This is a genomic window from Allopusillimonas ginsengisoli (genome assembly GCF_004153455.1).
Taxonomy (GTDB): domain Bacteria; phylum Pseudomonadota; class Gammaproteobacteria; order Burkholderiales; family Burkholderiaceae_B; genus Allopusillimonas; species Allopusillimonas ginsengisoli.
This window is the reverse complement of sequence record NZ_SDQE01000012.1, coordinates 132,262-154,805: the sequence shown is the minus strand read 5'-3', so window position 1 is coordinate 154,805 and position 22,544 is coordinate 132,262. Positions and strand designations below refer to the sequence as shown.

The following is a 22,544-nucleotide window of genomic DNA, read 5'->3' as shown; positions in this document are numbered from 1 at the left end:
ACCGGCTCAAACAACAACGCAAGGCCGGACACTTCCCGTCCATAGCTAAATAATCACTGGTTCAAATTTACTTTGCGCAATCCTGCGCGAAGTGGCTCAAATTCCAAATGCGTTTGACACCACTACCGTCTAGCGTTCTCACGCAAATCTCACCAAGATAAGTGTCCATTCGTTTTGGTAAATGGGCATTTGTGTTAATGAGCGAATTCTCTACTTCTCTTGCGCCAGTCCTAACCAACTGCCGGTGCCGGTACACCGTCGATTTCAAACGGCAAGTGGTACAAGAATCCATGGTCAGTGGCGCGTCCATAGCCCGGGTTGCCATGGCCCATGGGCTCAATGCCAATCGGTCACGTGTTTGTATTTCGGGGTCGCAAAGGGGATCGCATCAAGGTGCTGTGGTGGAGCGGCGATGGCATGTGCTTATTGGCCAAGCGATTGGAGCAAGGCCATTTCGTCTGGCCTCACACCGAATCAGGCTCAGTGTGTTTGACGCCGGCGCAGCTGTCGATGCTGCTTGAGGGTATTGATTGGCGCAGGCCCCTACTTGCGGTTGCAGTTGGCCAAGGCCCGGCGCGAACGCTTCGGGCGCAGCAGCGAGCGAGCCGGCGATCTGTTGGATCAGTTGCCGCTGCTGCTTGGCGAGGCGGTCACTGCTACTTCACAAGCCCATAACACCGAGCGAGCCCCGCAAGCCCGCTCCCAAGAAGCGCGCGCGGCCTGCTCAGCGCCAGAGTCTGCCCGAGTTCCTGCCTCGCGAAGAGCATGTGCTTGCCGCCAATGACTCGTGTGATTGTCCTGCCTGTGGCAGTGTGCTCAAGTTCTTGGGCGAAGACGTCAGCGAAACACTCGAATTTATCCCGGCCAGCTTCAAGGTCATTCGCACTGTGCGGCCCAAGCTGGCCTGCGGGCGATGCGACACCATTGTGTAAGCCAGCGCGCCACCTCGGCCGATTGCCCGCGGCTTAGCCGGTCCGGGCTTGCTGGCGCAGGTGCTCGTGGCCAAATATTGCGATCATCAACCGCTGTATCGTCAAAGCGCTATCTATGCCCGTCACGGGGTGACGCTGCCGCGTTCTACCTTGGCCGACTGGGTGGCTGGCAGCAGCCAATTGCTGCGTCCATTGGCCCTTGGACGCAAGAATTTCTTGTTTGCTGGATCCGATGCGGGTGGCCACAGTGCTGCGTCCATTTATAGCCTGCTCGGTAGCGCGGCACTGAACGGGATCGAGTCCATGGCTTACTTGCGTGAGGTGCTGGCCCGCATTGCCGAGCACCCCGTGAACCAAATCGACGACTTGTTGCCATGGAATCTAACCCCACACTGCACCGCTCTGGATCGCGCCGCGTAACCTCCCGTAAGGTCACGCCCTTAAGTGGTGAGGCTCTGGTCCTGCGCATTGAGCTGCGTGACAGCGCCCCGCTGATCTATCGAACCATTCTGGTTCCTGCCAACATCACCTTGCGTAAACTGCACGTGACGTTGCTCTGGGCTATGAGGTGGCAGGGCGGGCATTTGCATGAGTTCATCATCAACGACACGCACTACGGTGAACCCGACCCCGATTACCCAGAGCCCGACTTGAAAAACGAGCAGCGGGTTCGCTTGGAAAAAGCATTGGGTGGTGCGCGTACCTTCGACTATATCTACGATTACGGTGATGCCTGGTGGCATCACGTCACGCTGCTGGAACGAACTCGATTCGAAGGGCCGCTCAATTCGCCCTGGTGTTTGGATGGAGCAAACGCCTGCCCGCCTGAAGATGTCGGCGGCATCCCCGGCTATGAAGACTTTCTTCAGATCATGGCCGATCCCTCACATCCCGAGCATGAAAATATGACTCAGTGGCACGCCGGCCCTTTCGACTCGGCTGCGTTCGATCTGAATGAAGTCAATCCATTACCCCTCCCAACTGTAAAGCCGGATGTGGCCACACTTCACCCTTCAGGATGGACATTGATTCCATACGGGCGGGAGGTCAGGAAAATTAAGCTTCTATTCAACCCCTTCAACCCAAACAGATGCATCTCGAGGGAACGGTCACGCCTTCGCGCCAGGGCTCAAACTTTCATGCAAATATATTTTGTTTCCAGATATTCATCTATTCCGTACTTGGAACCTTCGCGTCCCAGCCCGGAATGCTTGATGCCGCCGAAAGGCCCTACTTCATTCGAAATTGCCGCGGTATTGACACCTACCATTCCGTATTCCAGCGCCTCGGACATTCTCCATATCCGTGCATGATCACGCGTAAATAGATACGCCGCTAATCCACACTTTGAGGCATTGGCCAGCTCAAGCACATCTGCCTCAGTATCGAACCTGTAAAGAGCGGCAACCGGACCGAATATCTCCTCGCTCGATATCCGCATGTCTTTCGACAGATCTTGAATAATAGTGGGTTCGAAGAAAGTTCCACCATTCTCATGGACATGCCCACCCAGCGCTATTCTTGCACCATGGCTGACGGCATCTTCGAGAAGTGCCTGTATTTTACGTATTGCCCGCCCGTCTATTAACGGGCCTTGCTGTATGCCTTCAGCAGATCCGTCTCCGATTTTTAATGCGCGGGTTCTCTCAATCAGTTTGTCAGCCAGCGCGGAATAAATTCCCGACTGCACGAAGACGCGGTTGGCACATATGCATGTCTGTCCCGAATTCCTGAACTTGGCGAGCATCAGGGCATCCATGGCCTCATCAAGATCAGCATCATCAAATACGATGAATGGCGCATTGCCGCCCAGCTCGAGAGACAGCTTCTTGACTGTGGGCGCACACTTGGCCATCAGCATGCGTCCGACATCGGTTGAACCAGTAAAGCTCAACTTTCGCACAATATCGCTTTCGCACAGAGCGTTTCCGATCTCCTCCGGCTCGCCCGTGACAACCTGGAAAACATCACCTGGCACCCCAGCTTCGTACGCTAGGTGAGCCAAAGCCAGCGCAGTGAGAGGCGTATGCTCAGCCGGCTTCACAATGATCACACAACCAGCCGCGAGCGCAGGCCCGACCTTTCGCGTAATCATGGCCGCCGGGAAGTTCCAGGGTGTGATAGCTGCACAAACACCGATCGGCTGCCTGAGCACGAGCAAGCGCTGGCCAGAAACCGGGCTTTGAAGGATATCGCCGTCAATACGTTTGGCCTCCTCTGCAAACCAATCCAGAAACGACGCGGCATAAGCAATCTCGCTTGAGGCTTCGTTCAAAGGCTTGCCCTGCTCGGCAGTAAGAATATTGCTGAGGTCATCAGCATTCTCATGCATCAACTGGGCCCATCTTTTCAAGATTACGGATCGCTGCTTGCCTGTCCTGGCGCGCCAAGCCGCGAGTGCCGATTGTGCGTTTGCAATTGCCTGGCTGGTCACCGAATAGCCCATATTCGGCACATGCGCCAGTATCGCTCCCGTGGCTGGGTTGATAACCGGTAATCTCTTATCCGGATCGCCGCCTTGCCACTGGCCATTAAGCCAGCATTCTTGATGCAGTAGTTCAGGCCGAACAAGTGTCCGAGGAAATTCAAGAGCGTTCAGATTCATCTGCATGTGTGCCAGTAAGTTCCCGTGTTACCGAAGTTGAGCTTGCATCTCGTCCAGGGCCTGGACCCAATATTTCCGAAAACCATCCGGATTCTCGCTCATCGGAAAATGCCCGAGATTCTCCATCTCAACGAACTCAGCCTGAGGCACCAGAGAGGCCAGTTTTCGCGTATTTTCTGGCGAAGCTGAATAGTCATAACTGCCGGTCAACAGATATACAGGCACATCTGTTTTCGCCAGCTCCTTGCCAACTATTTCCCCATCGAACTCGTTGCTGTAAAACTCGAGATCACCGCTGTAAATGCCAAAACCAGCCTGACTGTAGATCCAGCATGCTTCGTCCCGATAGGATTGCAGGCTGGACGGGCTCAGCAGTGCACGCACATAAGAAGGATTGTGCAATCCAGCATTTATCCGCATGTCCGCCAACAGCGAGCTCCGTCGGCCCGGGGCACGCCATGGCGCTTCCAGCGCCACAACGCCAAGAACCAGGTCGGGACGCCGGGCAGCCAGAACTAGCGACATGGCTGCCCCCATGGAGCAGCCCATGATGACGGCAGGCGTCTTTACAACCTTCTCAATAAACTTGATGCACTGATCCAGATAGGCCTCCTGGGTCAGCACATACTCATCGCCCTGCGACCAGCCAGCCGGCATTCCCGAGCGGCCATGCCCGGGCATGTCGAATGCGTACATTTTCCATGCCTTCGCAACCTCCACATCAGCCAACTGGTGACGAAATTGCCGAGCGTCTGCTCCGGCAGTGTGGAGCATGACCAGAGGAATGCCTTGGCCGGCCTCTTCCCAATAAACAGGACTGATCGGCGAATAGGCCTCATCATGGGTGGTGTACTTTCCTGTCACCTGAGAGAGATCCCTGACCGGCGCAACGCCCGTGAACTTTTGCTTGTTCAAATGTGCCAGCTCTATCAGCCGCTCAAGGCTGGGCAGCAGATGCGCAATCCGCAAAGGCTCCCCATCAATAGAGAACAGCGAGTTCTGCCTGATAATCGCACCAAAGCTTTGCCAGCCAGGCTCCACGGGATCAGTATCGAGCAATTTCTCCCACGTATCACCGCTTGCGCGCACGATTACGTCGGATGCCGCCTCACTCTTTGATGCCAGCCCCCACCCTTCACTATTCACATTTAAATACCAGCTATCATCGCCAGATTCAATCTTTATTGTTGCCATCAGACCTGACGCCACCTTTTTGAGGACCCGGTCCGTTATCGCCAACTCCAGCCAGCCAGCTACCGATGCGGCTATGCTTTTACTTGCTTGCATTACCCAGACTCCAATTATTCAGGTGCAATATGCGCCGCCTTTGCGACACGCGTCCATTTATCGATCTCTTTCTTCATATACTCGGCCAACTCCCCCGGTGAGCTGCCGATGATCTCCAGACCGGACTCAACATAGGTTCGCTTGACCTCGGGGCTGCTCAGTGCTTGACGTATGTCATTGCTGAGCTTGTTCAACACCGCCTCGTCCGTGCCCTTTGGTGCATAGAATGCGTACCACGAAGTAAAGTCGTAGTCCTTCACACCCTGCTCGGCCAATGTGGGAACATCTGGAAGCACCGATGAACGTTCCCTGGTGGTAACCCCCAAAACCCGCAAGGAGCCATCCTCAATGTAGGGTTTCACCAGCATGATGTTGGCAAACGTGAGATCTACCTGCTTACCAAGCAAATCCATGACAGCTGGCGCCCCCCCCTTATAGGGAACATGCAACATGTCAGCGCCAGTCTGCACCTTGAATAATTCCGCCGCCAGATGCCATGGGCTGCCAGGCCCAGCGGAGCTGTACTTCAACGTTGACGTTCCAGGCTTGGCCAGAGCCAGCAATTCCTTGATATTGTGGACAGGCAAATCCGGCCTGACGACCAGGACATGGGGGGCTCCAGCCAGTAGCGTAACAGGCGCAAAATCCTTGGTTGGATCCAATTGGTCCCTGTTGAGAAATATCTTGTTTGTCGCCAAGGCCATTGACGTCATCATGATTGTGTAGCCGTCTGGCGCTGCACGGGCGAGTGCCTGGGCACCGATGAAGCCAACCGCTCCCGACCGGTTCTCAACCACGACTGGCTGGTTCCATATAGACCCAAGTTTCTGGCCAAGCGCCCGCGCCAGAATATCAGTACCTCCCCCAGCCGGCCAGGGAACAATAACAGTCACGGGTTTGCTGGGGAACGGCTGTGTGGCCGCCATGCTCAATTGAGGCGACGCAAGGCTGGCTGCCAGCATGGTAGTAAATACAAGTTTGCGAATCATCGATATCTCCTGATGCAAGAGCCGAAGAATTTCCTCCTACTCCGCATAGACTGTTAAATATCCAGCAACCTGCGCGCGTTCAGTTCCAGATAGGCCCGTTCGCTTTCAGTTGACATTCCGAGCGCGAGTGTATCTTTGACCGTCTGGATAATCGGGCGCAATGGGTAGGCGGAGCCGTAAATAATCTGATCCCGCAGGGCGCCATTCGCAGCCTCAATATACGCTTTGCCTCCCGGAGCGAATACGTACATGTCGGGGGATACATAGAGGTTGGTGTGCTTGAAGGCAACCCCGAGAATCTGCTGGACGTATGGATATCCTCCATGTCCCAGTATGACTTTGAGTTCCGGGTAGCGTGTGCACAGCCGGTCTACATACAGGGGGTCGGATACACCTATATCAGCACCTGCATAAGGACCACTCATCAGGTTCACTGGAACGCCCAGCTCAATGCATTTCTCGTAAACCGGAAAGACACGCTCATCGTCTGGCGTGCTCTGTATCTGCCTTCCCGGCTCAATGAAAATACCCTTGAGCCCCAGCGTTTTTACGGACCTCACGGTTTCCTCGACGGCATTGTGGGCAGTATTGGAAACATCAATGCCCGCGAAGCAGGCGAAACGCCCTGCATACTTATCCTGAATTTCCGCAAGACGTTCATTGGGAATAAATGCCGCGTTGAATTGCTTACCCATAAAGACAGCCGGACTGTTTCTGCCCTGAACCACGGCAATCTCGACACCTGCCTGATCCATTTCCTCGAAGAACAGATCCATGGATCCCTGCACAAACGCCGGAGATACCTCGGCGGCACCAGTACGGGCGCCATGCCAGCTTATGCGGGGAATATCAAAGTAAGCCCGAAACTCTGGAAGCGGCGGCCTGCATCGCATATCAATGATTGTTCTCACTTTCTCACTCCATTCCCATTAATCTGGCTGCGTTTTTATGAAGAATTTTTTCGGCAAGATCCTGGTCAAGCCCCCACTGTCTGAACCCTTCCACACTTTCCTTGAGCGGCCTGCTTGGGTATGCGGTTCCGAACAACAGGCGGTCAGCCAAGTAGAATTTGGCTGCACGGATATATTCGTGCGCGCCAGGTGTATGTATATGATTCATATACAGGTCAGGCGAGACGTAGACATTGTCATGCAGAAACGCCACCTCAAGCATAGGCATTACATTTGGCCATGCCGCATGGGACACGACGATTTTGAGCTTCGGAAATTTTCTGGCGACTGTCGATACAGGCGATGGATTCCCATAAGAAGTAGGATGGCCCGCCATTGAAGACAGATAACCGCTGAGCGTAATGGACAGCGGAAGTTCCAATTCCTGTGCTCGCTCGTAGAGTGGGAACAGGCTCGGATCATCCGAGTACAAAGGTGTAAAGCCTGCGCCGGGCTCTATCGAAATCCCCTTGAACTTGCCTGAATGCGCATAGGCGTCCAGATCTGCAACACCCTTCTCGATATCCCTCAGATCAATACCCGCAAAGCCCACAAACCGCCCGGGATGCTGATCTATAAACGCTTCGATCTCTCCGTTGGGAACAATGCCATGAGGCGGGGCTGATTGCCTGCCCATGACGACCCCCCAGGTAATGTCCGCTTCGTCCATCTCTACAAGCAAATCACCGATATCCTGCGTACTCACAGACTTGGGACGAGGAAACCCATATCGCGAAGGATAGTAGCCCGTGCCTTCTTTGAATTGAGCTGTCGTTTTCCAGGATTCCAGCGGAGGGCGTAGTCGCATATCAATTGTCATGTCTATTCCATCGTTCAGTATGGGGCCGGCCATCAGGCACCGGGGCGCCCGATTGGCAGTTCAACTGCAATGTGCTTATTCAGCGGCCTGTTTCCGTTGCTCGATGACGCCCTCGTCGAGCAATACCTGATTGGCTATCTTGAAAGCGTCAAGCCCGGCAGGAATGCCGCAATAAACAGTGGCCTGCAACAGAACCTCTTTAATCTCTTCGGCAGTCACGCCATTCTTGAGCGCTCCCTTCACATGCATCCTTATTTCTGCGGGCCTGTTAAGTGCAGTAAGCATGCCAAGATTGATAAGGCTTCGGGTCTTGCGATTCAAGCCAGGTCGAGTCCAGGCGTACCCCCAGCACCAGCGGGTAGTGATGTCTTGAAAGGCCATCATGAAATCCGTTGCATTCTGCAGGGAGCCGTCGACATACTCGGCTCCAAGTACCTCCCTGCGCACCTTCAAACCTTTATCAAACATTTCGTCGCTCATTGTTCATCTCCAAGTAATTGCGAATTTTTTATAATATTGCCATACAATCGTACGACGTACAAGATAATTTTAATCTGTGGCTGCCTCTCTAAAGGTGTAATAATGTCTGCTAATCTGATGTTAAAAACATCTTTATCCAAAACAATGACAGCGAACCCTCTTTCCATTTCCCCCGCTCTCGCTCCGGTACGCCGGCAGATCGAAGATCGGCTGCGCGATGCCATATACACGGGCGTTCTCAAGCCTGGCGAAAAGCTCATTGAACGCGACCTATGCACGCGGCTGGGCGTAAGCAGAACATCTTTGCGCGAAGCCTTGCGCCAATTGGAAGCGGAAGGCCTCATCAATCTGGTGCCCTATCGAGGGCCTGAGGTTGCCTATCTCTCGCTCAAAGAAACCGTGGAAATCTACCAGGTTCGAGAACTGCTTGAAGGGTTCGCGGGACAACAGTTTGCGCAACTTGCAAACAATCTGGAGCGAAGCGAACTTGAGGAATGCTTCGAAGGGATCCGACAGTGCATCAAGTCCGAGGAATACAGCAAGTTAATATACTTGAAAGAAGAGTTCTATCGCATCCTGCTCAGTGGCGCCCGCAATGAAGTTGCAAGGGAAACACTATTGCGCCTGAATGGTCGGGTACGCCGGTTGCGGTCTGTATCCCTCTCCGCCGCAGAACGCCCGCCTCAGACGCTTGCTGAACTCGAAACCGTCATGGCCGCCATCAGGAACAAGGATCCTGAGGCTGCGCGGATCGCCTGCGCTTATCACGTACAGCGGGCAGCAGAAGCCGCGTTGAAATCGCTCGAAGAGCATCTTGCCGCGGCCGAAAACCAAGCTTGAATCTGATTGATATAAAAAAGCCAGCAGCACAAAAGGCCGCATGGCGGTCCACAGCGCAACGGAGGGTGCCTGCCGCATAGACTGACACCCAACCTGTTGCCGGCTAACGGTTCACTTGATGAAAGACAGATCCACAAAATCCTTCACATCAACAGACCGACGAATGATTTTCTCTTCTTTGAGAAAATTTATGGAGTCTGAAATTTGATTCTGTACTGACTCAGGCAACTCCAGCGCATAGTGATAGTTGTGGAGCGCCTTCATGGCAACCTCATCAGGCAAATCAAACGTTTTGGCGAACATCAACGCAGCTGTATCAGGATCAGTCTTGATATCTGCATTCGCACGCGCGATTCCCCGCAACACCGCCCTGGCCACTTCGGGATTTTCCTTTACATAGTCTCCCCGCGCAACAATAACATTGATGTTATCGTTTATTCCCGTCCCATCCCTGAGCTCTTTCACCACGCCTTCAGCGACCAGTCGCGGCAGCAGAGGATCCCAAACAACGGCGGCATCAATCGTCTTGTTCCGCAGACTTATATTCATGTCAGCCGGCTGCATATTGACGAGCTGAACATCTTTGGTTGTCATTCCCGCTTCATCCAGCATCTTGAAAAGAAGTTCGTAGACGGTTGAGCCATACGTCGTGGCAACACGCTTCCCTTTAAGATCAGACACCTTAGATACGTTCATGTCGGCCCGAACAACCAGGGCATGGCTCTTCGGAGCGGTCGAGCCAAGAGCAATCAGCTTCGAATTCTGCCCCGCAGAGCGGCCTATTGTTGCAGGCACAATACCGAGAATCCCCATATCGAGCTCTTTCGCCGCCATGCCTTCGCTGACCAGGCCTCCGGAGCTGAATTGCACCCACTTTACTTTCTGATCGAGCCCTGCTTTCTTCAGCTCGTCGTCTATCAGATTCTTTTCCTTAGCATATAGAACATTGGTATACGGGAGATATGGCATATAGCCAATACGAACGTCGCTGGCAGATGCGCTGACGCTTACTAAAGCAAGCAGCAGGGCCAGGACGGCCCCTAGGTGGTGGATATATTTGAACATAATGTGCAGTCCCTTCTCTTGATGGCAGTGCGGACAAAGCCGTGCTAGTGGGTTCCAAAGTGGGTGGTGTAGATGTGCTCTCGCAACTCAGTGAACTCGACCGAAGCTCGATGCCGTGGCTTGGGCATATCAACGTCAATTACTGCCTTGACAGTTCCCGGGCTGCTGGACAGAACCAGAATGCGATCCGCAAGATAAATAGCCTCTTCAATGTCGTGCGTGACCAGAACACATGAGAGTTTTTCCTGCTGCTGAATACGCAATACCTCAGCCTGCATAGTTACCCTCGTCAAGGCATCGAGTGCGCCAAATGGCTCATCAAGCAGCAGCACATCGGGACCATGTGCCAGCGCTCTTGCTATCGCGACGCGTTGCGCCATGCCTCCCGACAATTGGGCGGGATATGCATCTCTGAAGCGAGTCAAACCAACAAGCTCCAACTTTTTCTCGATTGCGTCAGCTCTCTGCGCCTTCTCCATACGGTGCAAGCCCAGGCCGACGTTCTCGCCCACAGTCATCCAGGGCACAAGACGGTGATCCTGGAAAACAAACCCTCTGTCCAGGCCCGGGCCCTTGACAGCCCCCCCCTTGACAATCATGTCGCCGGAAAAACCAAGATCAAGGCCGGCCATGATCCGCAGTAGCGTGCTCTTCCCACAACCACTGGCGCCGAGGATCGCCAACACTTCGGCTTCACCTATATCGATCGAAACATCCACCAGGGCATTGACAGGCAATCCCTCCCTGGTCTGATATGTCTTTGAAATGCTGCGTGCACTGATGCAAGCTGTTGCCATCTCGTTTCCTTTACACACCTGAGAAATCCTGACGCCATTTAACAAATCTCTTTTCCAAATGGCGCAATGCGTCGTCGGTCAGCTTCCCCAGCAAGCCAGTCACAAGCATTCCGACAATGACAACGTCGCTTTGTGCGAGCGCTCGCGCCTGCATGATCAAATAGCCGACACCACTGCTGGCAGCAATCAGCTCGGCAGCCACCACGCACATCCAGGCTATGGTTATACCGATTCTCAAACCAGTCATGATCTGTGGAAGCGCCCCCGGTAGAATGATTCTCCGAACAAAGCTCCCACGCTTGAGCTCAAGAACCTTCGCCAGGTCGACAAAGCGGCCATCGGTTTGCCTGATCGCGTCCAGCGTGTTGAAGAGAATCGGGAAAACAGCCCCAATAAAAATGATGAATACCTTCGCAGCCTCGCCCAGCCCCAGCCAAAGAATCGCGAGCGGGATCCAGGCTATGGGCGGAATAGGTTTGAAGACCTTCAGGATGAAATCCGACGCGGCATTGAACCTGGGCGACAAGCCCATTGCCAGGCCAAGCCCCAAACCAACAGCGGCCGCCAGAAAGAAGCCCTCTATCACTCGCAACGCACTGATCCCAACGTCACGAACTAGTTGGCCACTGGCCAGCAAATCAATAAACGTCAGCACCACCACGGATGGCGCTGGGAGGATGTACTCATCCACCCAGCCCAGCGACGACGACAGTTGCCACAGTGCAAGCAGCACCAGCGGTACCAGGTATTTCCACATCCCCAAGGAAAGGCTCGCCTTCCTCTTCGATGCAACCGCCGGTGCCATGACACTCGACGATGGTGCATTCGACATCTCGCTCTCCCAACAGAAACACGTTTCAAACCATTTGCCATACACAGTCAATTATTTATAATATTGCCATACAATATGTCAATAAAAAAGTAAGGGCTTTCCCTATTTCTAAAAACGGTCTTGAAGTAATTTGAGATGCTATCAAGTGCAGCTACGCTGGTTCAGCAGCATGCCTGATTGCCTGGATGGACAAACAAACATCGCGCACCACTGCAGCGTGACTCGTTACTGGCCAAGCGCAATCGGCGACAAGTGGAGCAATGCGATTCCTTCCGGATCTTGAGGAGATGTGGGATACCGCTCCATCACCAATGGGTCATGCCCCGGAATCACATGAGATGAGGATTCTGCAGCTTTTACAAGGCTACCGAAGCCGTCAAGCATTTCCACCACATCCGTGACCAGAGGAAATGGCCTGGCGCACTCCAGATTCTCATAAAAGTGGCTTGCATCGGACGCCAGCACAACCCAGCCTCTTTGGGTTTTTACACGCACGGCCTGCAAGCCCTTGGTATGGCCGCCGATATGCATCAGCTCCACGCCAGGAGCCACCTCCCCATATCCATCATGAAATACAACACGACCCGCGTACAGTTTGCGAATCAGGCTCGACACATCTTCGGGCGAATAGGCAAAGCGCAGCGGAGCGTGGCACATGCAGCGCCCGGTAGCGAACTCAACCTCCTTGTCCTGTATATGGAATCTCGCCTTTGGGATTTTGTCCAGATTACCTGCGTGATCGTAGTGCAAATGCGTAATGATCACATCGTCGATATCCGCGGGGGCCACACCGAGCAGCTGCAGTGCCTCAATGGGGCATCGCAGCTGCTGGCGATTCCTGGCTGCCGCGCCTGCTTTATTGAAGCCTGTATCTACCAGTATCGTGCGAGAGGGGGATCGCAGCAACCATACGTAGTAGTCCAGCGGCATCAGCCCTGAATCGTGTTCATCGACAGGCAGGAAGTTCTCGCTTCGCAATCTCTGCCGGTAAGTGGCGTATCGAACCGCGAACACTTCATAAATGGGATCCATATGCAGTTGGCCTATGAGCAATAATGTTGGACTTAAGCGCCCCGGATAACGTCTGCCGCGCGCTCGGCTACAGCAATTGTCGGGATATTGGTATTGCTGGAGACCTGGAATGGCGCGACGGATGCATCTGCCACGCGTACGCCTTCTATGCCTCGCACGCGAAACTCGTGGTCTACCACACTGAGAGGCCCCTGACCCATACGGCAGGTTCCCAGCGGGTGCCAGCAAGTGTCTCCTGTGCTTTTTGCATACTGGAGAATCTCCGCGTCATCAATTACCGAAGGCCCAGGCCGTATCTCTTCCTTTATCTGTTCCTTCAGCGGCGACTGTTGCGCAATGGCGCGTATCCTTCTGACTATGTCCACTATTATTTTCTGATCCTGTTCTGTCTGCAGGTAGTTCGCGGCAATCTTCGGGGATACGCGCGGATCAACACTCTGTATATGCAGTTCGCCCCGTGAATGAGGATGAATGTAATAGCCGCCTATATGGAAAGCCGAGAACGGGTCCAGGCCAGAATTCTCATTCTTGGACACACGTTGCGCTCCGCTTGACAACCCGAGCTGGATCCGGATGTCTGGATAAGGAATACCCGGATCGCTTTTCTGAAAAGCCATGGCAGTCAACGATCCGCAGGCAAACATCCCGCTTCTGGAAGCAAGATACTTCGCCAGCTCACGCGCCTTGTACATGTTGCTGTTGAGAAAGTCGTAGATGGTCAATGGCACCGTGCTCCTGAAACACACCCGGACCATGTAGTGATCCTGGAGATTCTTTCCCACGCCAGGAAGATTCAAGATAGGCGAAATGCCAAATTTTTCAAGGACGCTAGCCGAGCCGATTCCGCTCAACTCAAGTATTTGCGGCGAGCGAATTGCACCAGCGCAAAGAATGACTTCCTTGCTGACCAGGTACTGACCATGTTGGCCACCCTCTTCGACCTCCACGCCCGTGGCCCGCAGCCCGTCAAACAGTATGCGACGAACAACCACATTCTCTTTTACAACCAGATTGCTTCTGGAGCGGACTGGATCTATATATCCCTTTGAAGCACTCATTCGACGACCTCGCCTTATCGAGGCCTGCATGAATGTCGCCCCCTCCCGAAAATCGCTGTTGAAATCCTCAAGGCGCTCAAGCCCGACACCCTTGCAAGCACTCATAAAAGCAGCACCGACGGGCTCGGGTTCGATACGGGATATGCCAATGGGCCCATTCTTGCCACGCTTTTCTGAAGAAGAAAAATCACAAGTCTCGAGCTTCTTAAAATAAGGAAGCAGCTTCTCATAACCCATTCCAGGGCAAGCCTCATTTTCCCAGTCATCGTAGCGCGAGGGGTTTCCTCTCACAGCCAACATGCCGTTGACGGAACTTCCGCCACCCATGATGCGGCCGCTCATCCAGCGCACAGACCGCTGGCCAAGCGAGGCCTCGGGCCCAGCACTCGCTTCCCATAGACATGTCGGATCATTGACCAGCTTCCCAACGCCCAATGGGATTTTCGTCCAGAACTTCCTGCCGTCTCCTCCCCCAGCCTCCAGGAGCAATACCCGCACATTGCGCTGCTCGGATAGGCGGCTTGCGATGACACAGCCTGCTGACCCACCACCAACAACAATGTAATCAAAGCTTTGCTGCTTATTCACATTCGTCCCCACCAAACTTTATTGACATTAGAATGAAACCACATCAAAATAGTACTATTGTATTACAAAATGATCAAGTAACAATATAGGAGATCCAAGTGTCATCGAACCTGCCAGAAGGAGATGCCCCCCTCTACAAGATGTGGGTCAACGGGCTGGAAGTCGTCGCCCAGGACGATACAACCATTGACGTCCTAAACCCTGCATTCCAAACGACTATCGCAAAAGTCCCACACGCCAGCACGGCTGACGTGGGCAAGGCAGTCGATGCGGCAGCAAAGGCCTTCAGAGGATGGCGCCATTGGCCTGCGAAGGAGCGAGCCGAGGCTATGCTCAAGATCGCGGACTGCATTGAAGCAGAAGCTGAGGCGCTGGCCACGCTGCTCGCGACCGAAACCGGCAATGCCCTCAGAACTGCCGCACGGCCAGAGGCAGCCGGAGCCGTTGGCATCTTCCGCTACTACGCTGGTGTGGCGAGCGAAGCCAAGGGAGAAACAGTGCCACTATCCGCCGGCAAGCTGTCATATACCGTGAGAGAGCCACTCGGTGTGGTGGCAGCCATCATCCCCTGGAACTCTCCAGTCGCGGCAGCCGCTGTCAAAATCGCTTCGGCCATCGCCGTGGGCAACACGATTGTCGTCAAGGCCGCAGAAGATGCTCCCCTCAGCGCATTGAAACTGTCGGCTATTTGCAATCGCTTCCTCCCCCCGGGGGTTGTCAACTGCATTACCGGCTATGGGAAAGAAACGGGGGCGCACCTGACAGCGCATCCCGAAGTCAGGAAAATCAGCTTTACCGGCTCCACCGAAACAGGCAAGGCTATCATGCGGGCCGCAGCAGAAAAGATCATTCCTGTTTCTTTGGAGTTGGGAGGGAAAAGCCCGTCCATCGTATTTCCCAGTGCAGACAGCGATTGGGCGGTGGACGGGGTCATGGCTGCGATGCGCTTTACAAGACAGAGCCAGTCATGCACAGCTGGCTCGCGGCTATTTGTTCATCGCGAAATCTATGATGCATTTCTGGACAAGCTCGCAACCAGGCTGAACCGCCTCGTAGTCGGAGATCCGCTGGAGGAATCAACAGACATGGGGGCGCTGATCAATGACCGGCAATATACGAAAGTAAATGACTATGTCCGGTGCGGCCTCGCGGAACCATCAGCCCGACTACTCTCGGGCGGAGAATCTCCGCGACAGGGAAACCTGAGCGAAGGCTACTTCGCGCTGCCCACACTGATATCTGGTGTCCACAACAGTTGGAGAGTCGCCAGAGAGGAAATATTCGGCCCCGTACTGGTCGCCATTCCCTGGTCCGATGAAAGTGAAGTTCTGGAAATGGCCAACGACACGCACTATGGCCTTGCTGCCTATATCTGGACAACCCAATTGGGCGAAGCAATGCGCTGCTCATCCGCTATTGATGCTGGATGGATACAGGTAAATAGCGGAACCGCTCCCGGTGCCGGGATTTCATTCGGCGGCATGAAAGAAAGCGGCTTCGGACGAGAATTCTCCCTTGAGGGAATGCTCGAAAGCTTCACACAAAGAAAAAGCATCACGCTCGATTTCAGCAATACCTGAGCCGGCAATCACCCTATAAAGATTATTTCAGGAGACACTTATGGCGCGCTTCACAGTCCTCGCTCCGCTCGTATTGAGCATCACCCTCGCCCTCGCATCTGAGTCAGCCTTAGCCTATCCAGATAAAACAGTTCGTGTCGTTGTACCCTTTCCGCCCGGTACAGTCACCGATCTGATAGCAAGAAAGTATGCTGAGGAACTTTCCCAGCGCCTGGGACAGTCTTTCGTCGTCGAAAACAAACCGGGCGCGGGTGGAACTGTGGCAGCCCAGCATGTTGCCAGCAGTACCGCCGACGGATATACAGTCATGTTCGTCTCCTCTTCGTTCGCAGCAGCGCCGGCGCTGAATCCGAAGATTCCATACGACACGCTCAATGATTTTTCTGGCGTTGCATTGCTGGGCAGCACTCCAACCCTGGTGATCACAAATTCCCAGGCGGGCATCAACACACTGAGCGACCTAATCAAACAAGCCAAGAGCAAAGAGTTGACGTATGGGTCTGCAGGAGTAGGCAGCGCAGCGCATCTGGCTTGCGAATACTTTTCTGCTGCAGCCGGCATCAAGCCCCTTCACATCCCATACAAGGGCTCAAATGAATATGTGGCCGAAGTCCGCGCGGGCCGCATTGATTTCGCCTGCCCGCCCATTGCCACCCCGCTCGCCCTGCTCCGAGCGCACGATCTGAATGGCGTCGCCGTCATGGACAGCGCGCGGTCCCCATTGATTCCTGATGTGCCGACAGCAGAAGAGGCAGGCTTGAACGGCGTGGAGTATGGAATATGGTACGGGGTTCTGGTACGCCACGGCGTACCAGCAGACGCCATAGATATCCTGTCCAGGACGATTAAAGAGATCAATGACAAGGGCGATCTGGCTGAACCACTGAAGGCCCAGGGTATTACCCTCAAGTATCTTCCGCCTATCAAATTCGACACGTACATTAAAGAAGAAGTAAGCAAGTATCAAAAGATCGTTGATAACGTAAAGCAGCAGTGAAGCGCAAAACGCAGAAAGGTCCCTTGGAAGAGTGGGCCTGACTGAACGTCGCCGCCACTTCTCCCGGACCAGCGTGGAGGAAAATTGATAACGATCAGCGGGATAGTGCTCATCTTCGACAAATTTTTTGAAAGGACTGGCATGATGCTTGAAAACAGAAATTCAGTTTGCCCTGAAAGGACGGAATTTAGCGCTGGCCCACCGCCTTGATAAGGAATGTGCGTCGCCTTGAGAGCTGCTGTCTGCATAAGCAGTTCCGATCCAAGATGAGGAATAAGCGTCATTCCAGGACCGTCTTGACGGCCTAAGGCTTAGGTCCACTTGGTTCCTGGCTGATTCCATTCATGGACACGGTCGCCACTGTCTTGCGCGGTGACAATGGCAGCATCCAGACGTTTCAAGATCGGGGCCAGAGATTCGTCTGACCGGTAACGCAGTATCGCTAGGGCTTGCTTTCCGTCATAGGCAACCGTTGCATTGCACACCGACTCGATGGCGCCAATCATGACATGGCCCTCGCCCTTCTTGATCAGCGCTTCAATACGCAGATGATCAGAAGTGACTATGCTGCCTTGGGCAGGCTTTCGTTTTGCAGGCCCAGGCGCCACGGCAACAGCTCTTCGATTTGATTGATGGGATGGTGAGATAACCGGCAGAATGAGGTGATGCCCGACCTGCCAGACAGCGTCCCAGCCGGTAGGATGTTCACCGATGTTGTACATGCCCGAGGCGGGAAAATAGGAAACCAATAGGCAAAGACGATAAGCAAGACCGTGCCGCTCCAGAATACCGGGACGGCGAAGCCCACCAGAGAGAAAATGGTCACACCAAAACTCAGTATTCCCTTGGGCTTATAGGCGGAAAGAACACCAAGAAGCGTCCCGAACACAACGACAATGAGCATGGCCGACAGCACTAAGAGCATCGTGTTCGGGATGCGTTCTGCAATCAGATAGGCCACCGACTCGTTATAGAAAAGCGATTGGCCCAAATCCCTTCTTGTCACCTTGCTTACTTAGATGAGCATTTGCCGGAAGACGGTTCTATCAAGTCCCATTTCCTTTCGGATGTTATCGATTTGTTCAGTCGTTGCTCCGCCCGCCTGCGTGGCAAGCATATCCGCAACATCTCCTGGCGCAGCAGATAGTAAAAAGAAATTCAATACCACCACCGCAATAATCAACGTGACTCCACCCATGATGCGGCGGGCAATAAAACGTAATGAACCCATAGATTGCTCACCCAGCCTTTCGTTGTCGGTTTTGACCAATTAACAATCGCGCGCCCAGGCACCTTCTGCTCGGCGTCGCAATCCTTCAAGATGAATGCCACTTCATTAATGTGAGGTAATGGCTCACAACGACACGGCGGCTTGTTAGCCTAGCTCTCGAGATACAAGAGAATGGCCGCTATCGGTCATGAGAAGAGCCGTCTTGCTCGGTCACCGACCAGCGCTGTGAAGCAACGTGCTCATCCAAGGGATCTTGCGCCCACGCGACTACCCCGAGTCCTCTTGTCTTAATAGGACTTGGGCAGCCCTAATACCTTCTCGGCGATGAAGCACATGATCAGCTCCGGACTGATTGGCGCAATGCGCGGGATCATGATTTCTCGCATGTAACGCTCAACCTGGTACTCTTTTGCGTAGCCGAAACCTCCGTGCGTCATGACAGCTCGCTCACAAGCCTTGAACCCGGCTTCAGCCGCAAGAAATTTGGCTGCGTTGGCGGCAGCTCCGCAAGGCTGGCCATTGTCATACAACCATGCAGCCTGCATCACCATGAGCCAAGCCGCCTCGAGCTCCATCCAGTTACGCGCCAGTGGGTGTTGAATCCCCTGATTGCGACCAATGGGACGATTAAAAACTACACGCTCCTTGGCGTAAGCAGTTGCTCGCTCTAGTGCGAGTTTGCCCAGACCCACAGCCTCGGCTGCAATGAGAACGCGCTCTGGATTCATGCCATGCAAGATGTATTCGAAACCACGCCCCTCCTCGCCAATGAGGTCTTCCGCGGGCACTTCGTACCCTTCAAAGAAAAGCTCGTTCGAATCCACACACTTGCGTCCCATCTTCTCGATCTCATGCACTTGCACACGTGAGCGGTCAAAATCAGTGTAGAAAAGCGACAGTCCATGAGTCGGAGCCTTAACCTCCTCCAGAGGCGTGGTACGAGCCAGCAGTAGTATCTTTTGCGCCGCCTGCGCAGTGGAGATCCAAACCTTGGTGCCATCAACAATGTATTTGTCGCCCTTGCGGATCGCACGAACTTTCAGTTGAGTGGTATTAAGACCTGTATTGGGCTCGGTAACCCCAAAACAAGTTTTGACCTCGCCCCGCGCCATCGGTGGAAGCATCCGCCTTTTCTGCTCTTCGGTACCGAACACAACCACAGGGTTGAGACCAAACACATTGATGTGCACCGCTGACGCACCGGACATCCCCGAGCCAGTTTCCGCAATGGTGCGCATCATCACTGCGGCGTCGGCAATATTCAAACCCGAGCCGCCGTACTCCTCTGGGATACAGATACCGAGCCAGCCATCTTTCGCCAGACTCGCTGCGAACTCTTCCGGGAAACCGCCTTCCCGGTCACGCTTAAGCCAGTACGCGTCGTCGTACTGGCTGCAAATTTTCTTAATCGAGTCTCGAATGGACTCTTGGTCGGCGGTCAATTGGAAATTCATCTGAAGGCTTCCTCGAAAAGGCTGTAACGTCACTCACATGGATAATTTATACATAAATAGAGAAGACAACTGACCTGCTTTCTATTGTCACGTATTCTGACCCTGAATTAAGCCTGTTTTCTGAGAAATAACAATAGCAACAAGGCTGCTCAGGCAATTTTGTTCTTGTATATGTACAATATGTTTATTATAGGGAACAAATTGGACCTGTCAAGACTGAGATTTTGATAATTACATCATTCTCAAATGGGACATGGCGTTATGAAAACACTATCTATAAGAGACAGCCCTATTAGTAGTTTGGGCGAAAAGGATGGCACAATAGGCTTATTGTTCACATATGTGAATAAAATTCCATTTCCAACCTGTTAGGCTTGCGGGTTACTCTCCCGGCAACCTTACAAACTGTGAGCCGCTTCAGGCGGTCAATTTAGGGTGATACGCTATGGAAATTCGTCAGGTCGCTAATGCGCTGGAACTGCTGGAATACTTTGCCGATCGCGGGCGACCAGCAACGCTAGCGGAGATTGCGAAACATTTCGATTGGCCGCGCTCCAGCACGTTCAATTTGTTGGGCACTCTGGCCAATCGTGGCTACCTCTATGAACCCAGAGCACGCGAAGGCTACTATCCCTCGCCGAGTTGGGGGGTACTGATCCAAAAGATCGACCGCGCAGCCCCCGTACCCAGCGAACTGCAGGATCTGATCGTTGCACTGCGCAGACGAACCGACGAGACAGCCGTTCTGGCAGGAATCAGCAGCATGCACGCTGTCTTCATCGCGACAGCGGAGTCAAGTCAGGCGATCCGTTACGCTGCCGAAGTCGGCAAGCTGGTACCTATTCACGCGACTGGCACCGGACGTGCGCTACTGTCGCAACTTTCCGAACAAGAACGCAATGCCATCCTGCGACGGGCTGTCTTCAAACGGTACACTCATTCCACCCTGCTCAGCGTCGATGCGGTGGAAAAAGAAATCAGGCAATCGCTGGAGCGAGGCTATTTCGAAGGGGCGGGAGAGTTTACTCGCGACTTGGGAGGCATTGCGCTACCGCTGCAGTTCCCGACACGACACCTTGCGTTGCTAGTAGCTGGACCAAGGCATCGGGTACATCCTCGGCAGAGCGAAATCCTAGAAATCATGCGAGAGGAGATCAGTCGCCATATTCCCGCCAACGCGTAATGCCCATTCGATACACGGGTGAGGCACCTCCTCGCCTGGCATCGGCCAGAGCTACCCACTGCTTCGCTTCAAAGCTCGATACTCAGCTTCCAGACGAGCCCGAAACGACGGAGCCGCAATGGCGATCAACCGTTTTGCGCGCTCGTGCTGCGACACGTCGCGCAGCTCGGCAATACCGTATTCAGTCACAACAATATCGACGTCGGCCCGACCCAACGTGGCGGGGCCGCTTAGCGACGCAACTATACGGCTTGCTCTCGCGCCGGCAGCCGTAGCGGGCAGGACAGTGATGGAACGTCCGCCTTGACTTTCACGCGCAGCACGCGAGAAATCCAGCAGCCCGCCGATCCCCCCTCGAGGTTGTCCACGCAACTGCTCGCAATTGACCTGCCCGCTTAAATCGACTTCAAGCGCGCCGTTGATAGTGTGCAAACGATATTGGCGCGCCAGGACACGGGCATCATGGGTGAAATTACTATGCCGTACTTCCACTCCCTTATTGCGATGCACAAAACGATACGTCGAGGCACTACCACAGATCGTGTTGGCCACGCTGACGCCAGCGTCACACACCTTTCGGCTATTGTCGATAACTCCGGCGCTGATCAGACTGAGTGCCGCGTCACCGAGTACGCCGGAATGCAGGCCAAGGTATCTGTGCCCTTGCAAAGCTCTAAGCATTGCGTCCGGCAGCGCGCCGACCCCGACCTGCAAGGTGGCACCATCCGGGATGAGCGCAGCGACATGATTCGCGATTGCCATTTCCGTGCGGGTCGCTTGCCCGGGTAGCAGTTCCACCGGCTTATGTGCACCCCGGACCCATGCATCAACCCGAAGATCTTCTGGCCACACTGTTCCATACGTCCATGGAACAAAGGGGTTGACCTCCACAACCACCACCCGCGCCTTTCGTGCCGCATCTATGACATAGTCACTCGCAAGCCCAAAGCTGAGCGAGCCATCGTCTCCAATCGCCGCCTGCAATAACACTACATCGGCAGGCAGCGCACCGTTGGCGAACAGGCCTGCCAAGCGACTGTAACGCTCTGACACGATATCGAATCCACCGCGATGCGCAATTTTAGCTGCCTGACCGATAGCACCGTACGACAGAAACCGCATAGAGGATGGAGCATGCTCAAACGTATCGCTAAAGAGTGTACCGACGAATGTCTGCACCGAAATCTGACGCCGCGCACACTCCGCAACAAAGTGGCGAGTTAGCGTCAATGGCTCGGCACAGGCCTGTCCACAGATCACTTGGTCATCGGGACGCAAGAGGTTTCCAAAAGCGAACTGCTCCGGCTCGATGAGCGTCATCAAAGTCATGCTGCTCGGCACGCGACCTCGGGTTCACGCTTCATGAATGCCGATCGCAGACAAGAGCACACGATCTCACCACGCTGATTGATTCCATGGTGCTGGAACTCAACGATACCGGCATTGGGACGGCTTTTGGAAACCCGCTTGGAAACAACGGTAGTTTCCACACGGATCGTATCGCCAGCAAACACCGGCTTGGGAAAATTGACCTCTTTCATACCTAAATTCCCTATAGTGGTGCCCAGGGTCGTTTCGGGTACCGACAACCCTATCACCAATGCCATCGTAAACATGCTGTTTACCAATGGCTTTTTGAATTCGGTTCTTGCGGCAAACTCAAAATCCAGATGCAACGGCTGCGGATTCATGCTGAGCACGGTCGCCAGCAAATTGTCGGCTTCTGTCACCGTGCGCGTCGTGGCATGTGCGAAAACATCACCGATCTTAAACTGGTCAAAGTAAAGTCCTGACATATGGTTTCCTGCTCCTTGGCACTTATAG

General features: G+C 54.0%; 23 protein-coding genes and 3 pseudogenes. 9 read left to right on the top strand and 17 right to left on the bottom strand.

Annotated features, from left to right (window positions below):
* Positions 1-330: 330 nt before the first annotated feature.
* From tnpB to ERE07_RS18040, 5 genes and pseudogenes are all read left to right on the top strand, one after another.
* Positions 331-483, top strand: a pseudogene (tnpB, locus tag ERE07_RS22070) (IS66 family insertion sequence element accessory protein TnpB); the annotation flags it as partial.
* Between the two features lie 34 nt (positions 484-517).
* Positions 518-784 carry an IS66 family transposase gene (locus tag ERE07_RS22395; protein ID WP_425330992.1) on the top strand — a complete coding sequence of 89 codons (267 nt, stop codon included), beginning with the start codon at positions 518-520 and terminating at the stop codon, positions 782-784.
* Positions 729-1,127 (top strand): annotated as a pseudogene (locus ERE07_RS22390) (IS66 family transposase zinc-finger binding domain-containing protein); the annotation flags it as partial. The gene ERE07_RS22395 and the pseudogene ERE07_RS22390, both read left to right, overlap by 56 nt.
* A 108-nt stretch (positions 1,128-1,235) precedes the next feature.
* Complete coding sequence (locus tag ERE07_RS22385; protein ID WP_425330993.1) at positions 1,236-1,352, top strand: transposase domain-containing protein; 117 nt, start codon at positions 1,236-1,238, stop codon at positions 1,350-1,352.
* Positions 1,307-1,831 (top strand): annotated as a pseudogene (locus tag ERE07_RS18040) (plasmid pRiA4b ORF-3 family protein); the annotation flags it as partial. The gene ERE07_RS22385 and the pseudogene ERE07_RS18040, both read left to right, overlap by 46 nt.
* Positions 1,832-2,061: 230 nt before the next feature.
* Here ERE07_RS18040 and ERE07_RS18035 read toward each other — a convergent pair.
* The 6 genes from ERE07_RS18035 to ERE07_RS18010 form a co-directional block, all read right to left on the bottom strand.
* Positions 2,062-3,537 (bottom strand): NAD-dependent succinate-semialdehyde dehydrogenase, encoded by a 1,476-nt coding sequence (locus ERE07_RS18035; protein ID WP_130010437.1) that lies wholly within the window; start codon positions 3,535-3,537, stop codon positions 2,062-2,064.
* 27 nt (positions 3,538-3,564) lie between these two features.
* Positions 3,565-4,824 carry an alpha/beta fold hydrolase gene (locus ERE07_RS18030; protein ID WP_130010436.1) on the bottom strand — a complete coding sequence of 420 codons (1,260 nt, stop codon included), beginning with the start codon at positions 4,822-4,824 and terminating at the stop codon, positions 3,565-3,567.
* 14 nt (positions 4,825-4,838) lie between these two features.
* Positions 4,839-5,813 carry a Bug family tripartite tricarboxylate transporter substrate binding protein gene (locus ERE07_RS18025; protein ID WP_130010435.1) on the bottom strand — a complete coding sequence of 325 codons (975 nt, stop codon included), beginning with the start codon at positions 5,811-5,813 and terminating at the stop codon, positions 4,839-4,841.
* A gap of 53 nt (positions 5,814-5,866) precedes the next feature.
* Entirely contained in the window at positions 5,867-6,724 is an 858-nt protein-coding gene (locus ERE07_RS18020) for an amidohydrolase family protein (RefSeq protein WP_130010434.1), read from the bottom strand.
* 4 nt (positions 6,725-6,728) lie between these two features.
* Positions 6,729-7,583 (bottom strand): amidohydrolase family protein, encoded by an 855-nt coding sequence (locus tag ERE07_RS18015; RefSeq protein WP_130010433.1) that lies wholly within the window; start codon positions 7,581-7,583, stop codon positions 6,729-6,731.
* Positions 7,584-7,658: 75 nt separating this feature from the next.
* Positions 7,659-8,063 carry a carboxymuconolactone decarboxylase family protein gene (locus ERE07_RS18010; protein WP_130010432.1) on the bottom strand — a complete coding sequence of 135 codons (405 nt, stop codon included), beginning with the start codon at positions 8,061-8,063 and terminating at the stop codon, positions 7,659-7,661.
* Between the two features lie 144 nt (positions 8,064-8,207).
* On the opposite strand from ERE07_RS18010, the gene ERE07_RS18005 reads away from it, so the two are divergent.
* The gene (locus tag ERE07_RS18005) at positions 8,208-8,903 is read left to right on the top strand and encodes a GntR family transcriptional regulator (protein ID WP_130010431.1); all 696 of its coding nucleotides are present in this window, start codon (positions 8,208-8,210) and stop codon (positions 8,901-8,903) included.
* A gap of 111 nt (positions 8,904-9,014) precedes the next feature.
* Here the strand turns inward: ERE07_RS18005 and ERE07_RS18000 are convergent, their stop codons facing one another.
* The 5 genes from ERE07_RS18000 to ERE07_RS17980 all read right to left on the bottom strand — a co-directional run bounded on the left by ERE07_RS18000 (position 9,015) and on the right by ERE07_RS17980 (position 14,275).
* Complete coding sequence (locus ERE07_RS18000) at positions 9,015-9,968, bottom strand: aliphatic sulfonate ABC transporter substrate-binding protein (RefSeq protein ID WP_130010430.1); 954 nt, start codon at positions 9,966-9,968, stop codon at positions 9,015-9,017.
* 44 nt (positions 9,969-10,012) lie between these two features.
* Positions 10,013-10,765 (bottom strand): ABC transporter ATP-binding protein, encoded by a 753-nt coding sequence (locus ERE07_RS17995; protein ID WP_130010429.1) that lies wholly within the window; start codon positions 10,763-10,765, stop codon positions 10,013-10,015.
* A 10-nt stretch (positions 10,766-10,775) separates the two neighbouring features.
* Positions 10,776-11,642, bottom strand: coding sequence for an ABC transporter permease (locus ERE07_RS17990; RefSeq protein WP_245153770.1), 867 nt, complete (start codon positions 11,640-11,642; stop codon positions 10,776-10,778).
* A 180-nt stretch (positions 11,643-11,822) separates the two neighbouring features.
* Complete coding sequence (locus ERE07_RS17985) at positions 11,823-12,629, bottom strand: N-acyl homoserine lactonase family protein (protein WP_130010428.1); 807 nt, start codon at positions 12,627-12,629, stop codon at positions 11,823-11,825.
* 32 nt (positions 12,630-12,661) lie between these two features.
* Complete coding sequence (locus ERE07_RS17980; protein WP_130010427.1) at positions 12,662-14,275, bottom strand: GMC family oxidoreductase; 1,614 nt, start codon at positions 14,273-14,275, stop codon at positions 12,662-12,664.
* Positions 14,276-14,373: 98 nt separating this feature from the next.
* Between ERE07_RS17980 and ERE07_RS17975 the strand changes: the two genes are divergently transcribed.
* Entirely contained in the window at positions 14,374-15,855 is a 1,482-nt protein-coding gene (locus ERE07_RS17975) for an aldehyde dehydrogenase family protein (RefSeq protein WP_245153769.1), read from the top strand.
* A gap of 40 nt (positions 15,856-15,895) precedes the next feature.
* Positions 15,896-16,852 (top strand): tripartite tricarboxylate transporter substrate binding protein, encoded by a 957-nt coding sequence (locus ERE07_RS17970; RefSeq protein ID WP_130010426.1) that lies wholly within the window; start codon positions 15,896-15,898, stop codon positions 16,850-16,852.
* 311 nt (positions 16,853-17,163) lie between these two features.
* Here the strand turns inward: ERE07_RS17970 and ERE07_RS17960 are convergent, their stop codons facing one another.
* The 4 genes from ERE07_RS17960 to ERE07_RS17945 form a co-directional block, all read right to left on the bottom strand.
* Entirely contained in the window at positions 17,164-17,358 is a 195-nt protein-coding gene (locus tag ERE07_RS17960; RefSeq protein ID WP_130010424.1) for a hypothetical protein, read from the bottom strand.
* A gap of 56 nt (positions 17,359-17,414) precedes the next feature.
* Complete coding sequence (locus ERE07_RS17955; protein WP_130010423.1) at positions 17,415-17,843, bottom strand: ABC transporter permease family protein; 429 nt, start codon at positions 17,841-17,843, stop codon at positions 17,415-17,417.
* A gap of 24 nt (positions 17,844-17,867) precedes the next feature.
* The gene (locus tag ERE07_RS17950) at positions 17,868-18,122 is read right to left on the bottom strand and encodes an ABC transporter permease family protein (protein WP_130010422.1); all 255 of its coding nucleotides are present in this window, start codon (positions 18,120-18,122) and stop codon (positions 17,868-17,870) included.
* Between the two features lie 248 nt (positions 18,123-18,370).
* Positions 18,371-19,537, bottom strand: a complete 1,167-nt coding sequence (locus tag ERE07_RS17945) for an acyl-CoA dehydrogenase family protein (protein ID WP_130010421.1) — start codon at positions 19,535-19,537, stop codon at positions 18,371-18,373.
* A gap of 445 nt (positions 19,538-19,982) precedes the next feature.
* Between ERE07_RS17945 and ERE07_RS17940 the strand changes: the two genes are divergently transcribed.
* On the top strand, positions 19,983-20,720 hold the full coding sequence (locus tag ERE07_RS17940) for an IclR family transcriptional regulator (RefSeq protein ID WP_130010420.1): 738 nt from the start codon (positions 19,983-19,985) through the stop codon (positions 20,718-20,720).
* A gap of 51 nt (positions 20,721-20,771) precedes the next feature.
* Here ERE07_RS17940 and ERE07_RS17935 read toward each other — a convergent pair whose 3' ends face one another.
* A complete protein-coding gene (locus ERE07_RS17935) occupies positions 20,772-22,049 on the bottom strand; it encodes an acetyl-CoA hydrolase/transferase family protein (protein ID WP_209021180.1) in 1,278 nt (425 codons plus the stop codon).
* Positions 22,046-22,516, bottom strand: a complete 471-nt coding sequence (locus ERE07_RS17930) for a MaoC family dehydratase (RefSeq protein WP_130010419.1) — start codon at positions 22,514-22,516, stop codon at positions 22,046-22,048. Before ERE07_RS17930 ends, ERE07_RS17935 begins: the two co-directional genes overlap by 4 nt.
* Positions 22,517-22,544: the final 28 nt, after the last annotated feature.